At 63.4% G+C, this 6,321-nt stretch carries 7 protein-coding genes; 5 read left to right on the top strand and 2 right to left on the bottom strand.

Annotated features, from left to right (window positions below):
- Positions 1 to 47 precede the first annotated feature (47 nt).
- On the bottom strand, positions 48 to 416 hold the full coding sequence (locus AAHB08_RS15325) for a VOC family protein (RefSeq protein ID WP_265435348.1): 369 nt from the start codon (positions 414 to 416) through the stop codon (positions 48 to 50).
- A gap of 551 nt (positions 417 to 967) precedes the next feature.
- On the opposite strand from AAHB08_RS15325, the gene amt reads away from it, so the two are divergent.
- From amt to AAHB08_RS15305, 4 genes are all read left to right on the top strand, one after another.
- A complete protein-coding gene (gene amt / locus AAHB08_RS15320) occupies positions 968 to 2,395 on the top strand; it encodes an ammonium transporter (protein WP_342059388.1) in 1,428 nt (475 codons plus the stop codon).
- Positions 2,396 to 2,629: 234 nt separating this feature from the next.
- Positions 2,630 to 3,982 (top strand): 23S rRNA (uracil(1939)-C(5))-methyltransferase RlmD, encoded by a 1,353-nt coding sequence (gene rlmD / locus AAHB08_RS15315; RefSeq protein WP_342059387.1) that lies wholly within the window; start codon positions 2,630 to 2,632, stop codon positions 3,980 to 3,982.
- A 122-nt stretch (positions 3,983 to 4,104) separates the two neighbouring features.
- Positions 4,105 to 4,614 (top strand): GNAT family N-acetyltransferase, encoded by a 510-nt coding sequence (locus tag AAHB08_RS15310; RefSeq protein WP_342059395.1) that lies wholly within the window; start codon positions 4,105 to 4,107, stop codon positions 4,612 to 4,614.
- 82 nt (positions 4,615 to 4,696) lie between these two features.
- Positions 4,697 to 4,870, top strand: coding sequence for a DUF5363 family protein (locus AAHB08_RS15305; RefSeq protein ID WP_265435346.1), 174 nt, complete (start codon positions 4,697 to 4,699; stop codon positions 4,868 to 4,870).
- On the opposite strand, the gene tppF is transcribed toward AAHB08_RS15305, so the two are convergent.
- Positions 4,839 to 5,453 carry a type IVa pilus pseudopilin TppF gene (gene tppF / locus AAHB08_RS15300; RefSeq protein ID WP_342059386.1) on the bottom strand — a complete coding sequence of 205 codons (615 nt, stop codon included), beginning with the start codon at positions 5,451 to 5,453 and terminating at the stop codon, positions 4,839 to 4,841. The two genes, AAHB08_RS15305 and tppF, sit on opposite strands and share 32 nt — an antisense overlap.
- 40 nt (positions 5,454 to 5,493) lie before the next feature.
- On the opposite strand from tppF, the gene AAHB08_RS15295 reads away from it, so the two are divergent.
- On the top strand, positions 5,494 to 6,285 hold the full coding sequence (locus tag AAHB08_RS15295; RefSeq protein WP_342059385.1) for a TatD family hydrolase: 792 nt from the start codon (positions 5,494 to 5,496) through the stop codon (positions 6,283 to 6,285).
- Positions 6,286 to 6,321: the final 36 nt, after the last annotated feature.

The following is a 6,321-nucleotide window of genomic DNA, read 5'->3' as shown; positions in this document are numbered from 1 at the left end:
GTGATTCTGAGAGCCTCAGACCCTCAGACCCTCAGACCCTCAGACCCTCAGTCGATATTCTGTGCGATGCGCCACAGCACGCCGGAGGGGTCGTACAGGCAGAACTCCTTCATGCGCCAGGGCTGGGTGACGATCTCGGTCACCTTGACGCCGTAGCGGCTGGCGACCTGGCTCGCCTCCACCTGGGCCCGCCAGGCGCTTACGTCCTCCACCAGGATGTGCATCATGAAGTGCTCGGCCAGCGCCTCGTGGTAATGATCCTGCAGCAGGAAGCTCGCCTCCCCAAAATGGAAGTAGGCCACCCCGTCGCCGTCGGAGGCCAGGGTGAACCCGAGATCCTGATAGAACTGCCTGGAGAGGCTGAAGTCGCGGGCAGGCACGAATGCCTTGATTTCGGTCACGGTGAGATTGGGCATGGGTTCCTCGTTCGGGTGACAGGGCAAACCTGGTTGCGCCAGTATGGCCCGAAAGATCGGGGGCAGGCCAGATCCGGCGCTGCATCCCCCCTCTGTGATCCCCTCCTTCCCCTCGGATGGGGGCTCTCCCCCCGCAGTCATCATTTGATTATTTAATGCAAACGCATCTTTCATTTGTTCAATAAATGACCTCGAGGGCAAAACGGGCCCCCGTTGCCCCGGGATCCTCCCCGTTTGGGCGCCCAGTTGCCATCTTGGTGCAGTTGCCCGGCGCTGCACAGCCGAAGTGCGCCTCCCTTACTGATAGTGGGCAGGATGCGCCAATATGGTGCATCAAATGGAGCAACCAAAGTCAACCAATTGAAAGTAAAGGATTATATTTTTTGGCCTGCTTTATGCTTTAGATAACCCAGGTCGCCATGAAGAGCCCGCCGCGTCATGCCCGAGGGGGTGGGCAAGCTGGATGTGACGATGCGTGCAAGTGGCCAAGTTTGACATTCATATCAGGAAATGGACCCGGCCGGGTGCCGGGACGACAAGGAGAGGGCTGTATGTTCAAGAGACTCGTAATGACTGGCCTGCTGGCGCTGAGCGCCACCATGGCCGCCCCAGGTTGGGCCGAAGAGGTGGCCGCGCAGGCCGAGGTGGTGCAGGCTGCCGCGACCGTGACCATCAACAAGGGGGACAACACCTGGCTGATGCTGGCGTCCGCCCTGGTGATCCTGATGTCCATCCCGGGGCTGGCCCTGTTCTACGGTGGCCTGGTGCGCGCCAAGAACATGCTGAGCGTGCTGATGCAGGTATTCACCCTGTTCTGCCTGATCACCGTGCTCTGGGTCATCTACGGCTATTCGCTGACCTTCACCGAGGGCGGGGCCTTCTACGGTTCCTTCGACAAGCTCTTGCTGGTCGGGGTGACGCCTGAGTCGATCGCCGCCACCTTCAGCAAGGGGGTGGGGATCAGCGAGTTCATCTATGTGGTGTTCCAGGGTGCCTTTGCCGCCATCACCTGCGGGCTCATCGTCGGTGCCTTCGCCGAGCGGATGAAGTTCTCTGCCGTGCTGCTGTTCGCCGTGATCTGGTTCACCTTCGCCTACATTCCGATGGCGCACATGGTGTGGTACTGGGCCGGTCCGGATGCCTACACGGATGCGGCCGCCGCCGAGGCTGCCGGTGCCACCGCAGGCTATCTGTTCCAGCACGGTGCCCTCGATTTCGCCGGCGGTACTGTGGTGCACATCAACGCGGCGGTCGCCGGTCTGGTCGGTGCCTTCATGGTCGGCAAGCGGGTTGGCTACGGTCGTGATCCCATGGCTCCCCACAGCCTGACCATGACCATGATAGGGGCTGCCCTGCTCTGGTTCGGCTGGTTCGGCTTCAACGCCGGCTCCGCGCTGGAAGCCAACGGCACGGCCGCCCTGGCCTTCGTCAACACCTGGCTGGCGCCGGCGGGTGCCGCGCTCTCCTGGACCTTGGCCGAATGGGTGATGAAGGGTCGTCCCTCCCTGCTGGGCGCCGTGTCCGGTGCGGTGGCGGGCCTGGTGGCCATCACTCCCGCCGCCGGTTTCGTCGGTGTCGGTGGTGCCCTCATCATAGGTCTGCTGAGCGGTGTGGCCGGTCTGTGGGGGGTGCATGGCCTCAAGCGCCTGCTGGGGGCCGATGACAGCCTGGACGTGTTCGGCCTGCACGGGGTGTGCGGTATCCTGGGGGCCGTGCTGACCGGGGTGTTCGCCAGCCCGGATCTGGGTGGCACCGGGGTGTGGGACTATGTGGCCAACCAGGTGGCCGAGGGCTACTCCATCCTGACCCAGGTGAAGATCCAGGTCATAGGTGTGCTGGTGACGGTGGCATGGACTGCCCTGGTCTCCGCCGTGGCCTACAAGCTGGTGGATCTGCTGATTGGCCTGCGGGTCAAGGAAGATGCCGAGCGCGAAGGGCTGGATGTCACCAGCCATGGGGAGAAAGCCTACAGCCTGTGATCCCCTCAGGCGCCCGTTTACCACCTGCCGCCGGCCTTGTCCGGCGGTTTTTTTATGGCGCCCCATGAGGCGCCCCCCATCCAGCGTGCCCTGATCCAGCCTGCCGTTATTTCCTTCCAGGGATGTTTTATGCCTGCAATTTGGCCGGATCTCCGCTAAACTCTGCCACCCTTTATTTGGGGTAGCCGGGTCAGCCCTGCTTCCACCCTTTCTTCTATGCCTTCGGAGCCGCTCATGCCGTTAGTGGGACACCAACATCAGATCGATATTCTGGAACTGACCGACAAGGGGGATGGCAAGGGTCGCCTGTTCGATCGCCCCCTGTTTGTCGAGGGTCTGCTGCCCGGTGAGCAGGCGCTGGTCGAGTTGACCGAGGTCAAGCCGAACTACCTGCACGGCAAGCTGGTCGAGCTGATCCAGCCGTCTGCCGACAGGGTTGCCGATTTCTGCCCCAACACCGAGTGCGGCGGCTGCCAGGTGCGCCCGCTGGCCTATCCGGCCCAGCTCAAGCTGAAACAATCCCTGGTGCAGAGCGCGCTGGATCAGGTCGGGCTGGGTGAGACCCAGGTCAACCCCATCCTCGGCATGGACAGCCCCTTCGCCTACCGCAACAAGGCGCAGTACGCCGTGCGTGGCAGCGAGGCGGGCGCCGAGATCGGCTTCTATCGCAAGCACTCCCACGATCTCATCACCGCCGACGACTGCGCGGTGCAGGACTCCCTGCACGTGGAGCTCAATGCCCGGGTGCGCGGCTGGATGCGCGCGCACGACATCGCCGCCTATGACGAGGTGGCTCACACCGGCTGCGTGCGCAACCTGATGACCCGCAAGGGTTTCAAGAGCGGCGAGCTGATGGTGGTGCTGGTGACCCTGGGTGAGGCGCTGCCCTTCGAGGCCGAACTGCTGGCGGCCCTGAGGGATCTGCCCATCACCACGCTAGTGCAGAACATCAATGACGAGCGCACCAACCGCATCCTGGGGACGAGCAACCGCGTGCTGCTGGGGGAAGGGGTGATCCGCGACAAGATCCACGAGCTCGCGTTCGAGATCTCGCCGCTCTCCTTCTTCCAGAACAACCCGAGCCAGACCGATGTGCTCTACTCCAAGGCGCTGGAATACAGCGAGCTGACCGGCAACGAGACGGTGTTCGACATCTATTGCGGCATCGGCACCATCTCCCTGTTCCTGGCTGGCAAGGCCGCCAAGGTGGTGGGCATAGAGTCGGTGGAGAGCGCCATCAGCGACGCCCGCCGCAACGCCGCACTGAACGGCATAGAGCACACCGAATTCCACGTGGGCAAGGCCGAGCAGCTGATGCCCGAGCTGCACGCCCAGGGCGTGACCGCCGATGTGGTGGTGATGGATCCGCCCCGCAAGGGCTGTGACAAGGCGGTGCTGCAGACCCTGGTCGCCATGGCGCCGCGCCGTCTGGTCTATGTCTCCTGCAACCCCCAGACCCTGGCCCGGGATCTCGCCTGGCTGGTCAAGCAGGGCTTCGTGCTGGACGAGGTGCAGCCGGTGGACATGTTCCCGCACTCCATGCACGTGGAAGCGGTCGCCCGCCTGAGCCTGCCGGCGCAAGCCTGATCGGGTTGCTACGCCACGGGGGCATGGCATTAGCCAGATGGCTCTGATAAAAACGACTCCAAATGGAGTCGTTTTTTTATGGCCGTGGACCGGCATGACAACCAGGCAGGGAGAGCGGGGTGATGATTCGTTTGGCGGACGTGGAGGATGCAGCGGCGCTGGATCACTTCTTTGGGCAGCTGGATCGGGAGACCCGCTTCATGCTTTATGAGGCGGGGGAGCGCCCCTCAAATATCGAGGGGCAGCGCCAGCGGCTCGAGGCCATGGCAGCGGCCCCCAATCAGGCCATGTGGCTGCTGGTGCTGGCCAAAGAGGTACAGGGGTTTGCCGTGCTCATCGGTGGCGGCCTGGCGCGCAACCGCCACTGCGCCCTGGTGGTGATGGGATTGCGGTCGAATGCGCGCGGCCAGGGCTGGGGCGAGCGGCTGCTGCGTACCCTGATCGCGAGCGCGCCGGAGTGCGGCATCAGCAGACTGGAGCTGGGGGTGATGGCCCATAACGAGGTGGCTCATTCACTTTATCGCAAGTGCGGTTTCCTGGATGAGGGGCTGCGGCGACAGGCGTATCGGCTGGACGAAGGCTATGTCGACGAGATCAGCATGGGGCTACTGTTGCCGTTCACGGCCCCATGACGCCGCTGGGCCCGTGAGGCTGGTTCGGCGCGCACGATTGGGGCAGGCTGTATCGGGAGAATAATAGAGACGAGGAGGGCCCATGAAGGGGATATTGCTGCGTTGGCTGGCTCGCTACGATGCCTGGTGCCAGGAGTGGGGACTCACCCCGGAGAACCGGCGCTGTTGCGCGCCGGTGCGTCATGATGAGGACGAGAAAGCCTCAGACAGGGACGAGGACGGCCTCACTGAACATTGCGCGTCACGGCGCCGTTGACGCTGTTGTAGTCGAAAGAGAGCCCCTCAGGGTAGGCCGGGAAGCGGCCAACGGAGTCGCGCAGGGTATAGCGGCAGTTGTCGTGGCGAAGCTTGCCATAAGCCTGCCCGTCTGCCGGGATGAGCCGGGAGATATAGTCGCTGTCCGAGTCGGTGTGGAGTTCATCGGCCGCCGTCAGATCGGTATCGAGCAGGGCGCCGAACAGGCTCTCGCAGTCATCCCGGCTGCTGACGGAGATCTGATCGCTGTCGCCACCTGGGAAGACGGCATCGGGTCCCTGACCTCCCTGATCCTCCTTGGTGCCCACAGGCCAGCCGTGGCTGTTGATGTCGAGATCCTGCTTGCCCATGCCGCTAAAGTTATAGAGTGCCAGCGGCTCCCCCTTCACCTTGACCGCCCAGCCCGCATGGGCGAGCTGCACGGCGCTGGCAAAACCGCCCGCGGTCGCCGAGACGCTGCTCTTGAGCGCATCGTCCTGGATGTTGATGAAGCGGGGCAGGGCGGTGACGGCGAGTATGGCCAGCACGACGATGACCAGCACCAGTTCTAGCAGGGTAAAGCCGTGGGAAAGGTGTTTTGGCATGGAATCAACCCATTGAGTACGACAAACAGGTAAGCGCGACATGGAACTGATAGACACCCACTGCCACCTGGATTTTCCGGTGTTCGATGACGATCGGGAGGCATTGCTGGCCCAGTGGCGCCAGCTGGGGGTGGGGGAGTATATCATCCCCGCCGTGGGAGAGGAAAACTGGGGGCGGGTGATGGCGCTGGCCGAGCGCCATCACGGTATTCGCTATGGTCTGGGGGTGCATCCCTGGTATGTGGGGGCCCAGACGGAGGGGGCGCTGGCAAGGCTGGAGGCCCTGCTGGCGGGCAAACCCAGGGGGCTGGTGGCCATCGGCGAATGCGGGCTGGACTTGCGCACCCAGGTGCCCCAGGAGGGGCAGCTTGAACTGTTCGAGGCGCAGGTGAGGCTGGCCATGGCCCATGATCTGCCTCTCATCGTCCACTCGGTGCGGGCCAACGACACTGTCGCCAAGATCCTGCGGCGCTTCAAACCGGCGAGGGGGGGAGTCATCCACGCCTTCAGCGGCTCCCTGCATCAGGCGGAGGCGTTCTGGCAACTGGGTTTCAGGCTGGGGATCGGGGGGGTCATCAGCTATGAGCGGGCCAACAAGACTCGGGAGGCGATCCGCGCCATGCCGCTGGAGGCCTTGTTGCTGGAAACCGACGCTCCCGACATGCCGCTTCAGGGCCAGCAGGGGGAGATCAACACCCCGGCCAGCCTGCCGACCATAGCCCGGTTGCTGGCGCAATTACGGCAGCAACCGCTGGCGGATGTTATTTCGGTGTTACATGAATCCACTCTGCGGCTTTTCCCGCGGGCGACCATGAATTTAACAGCTGATTAACGACCGATGCCGGTGTGATAAAAAACAGGACCCATA

The sequence above is a fragment of the Aeromonas sp. OTU364 genome (assembly GCF_038440395.1).
In the GTDB taxonomy this organism is placed as follows: domain Bacteria; phylum Pseudomonadota; class Gammaproteobacteria; order Enterobacterales; family Aeromonadaceae; genus Aeromonas.
Note: the sequence above shows the minus strand (reverse complement) of the source record. Positions and strands in the feature narration are given on the sequence as shown.

Coding starts and splice junctions, on each gene's coding strand:
- AAHB08_RS15295 (WP_342059385.1), top strand. CDS start 5,494: ATGGAACTGATAGACACCCACTGCCACCTGGATTTTCCGGTGTTCGAT.
- AAHB08_RS15310 (WP_342059395.1), top strand. CDS start 4,105: ATGATTCGTTTGGCGGACGTGGAGGATGCAGCGGCGCTGGATCACTTC.
- amt (WP_342059388.1), top strand. CDS start 968: ATGTTCAAGAGACTCGTAATGACTGGCCTGCTGGCGCTGAGCGCCACC.
- rlmD (WP_342059387.1), top strand. CDS start 2,630: ATGCCGTTAGTGGGACACCAACATCAGATCGATATTCTGGAACTGACC.
- tppF (WP_342059386.1), bottom strand. CDS start 5,453: ATGCCAAAACACCTTTCCCACGGCTTTACCCTGCTAGAACTGGTGCTG.
- AAHB08_RS15305 (WP_265435346.1), top strand. CDS start 4,697: ATGAAGGGGATATTGCTGCGTTGGCTGGCTCGCTACGATGCCTGGTGC.
- AAHB08_RS15325 (WP_265435348.1), bottom strand. CDS start 416: ATGCCCAATCTCACCGTGACCGAAATCAAGGCATTCGTGCCTGCCCGC.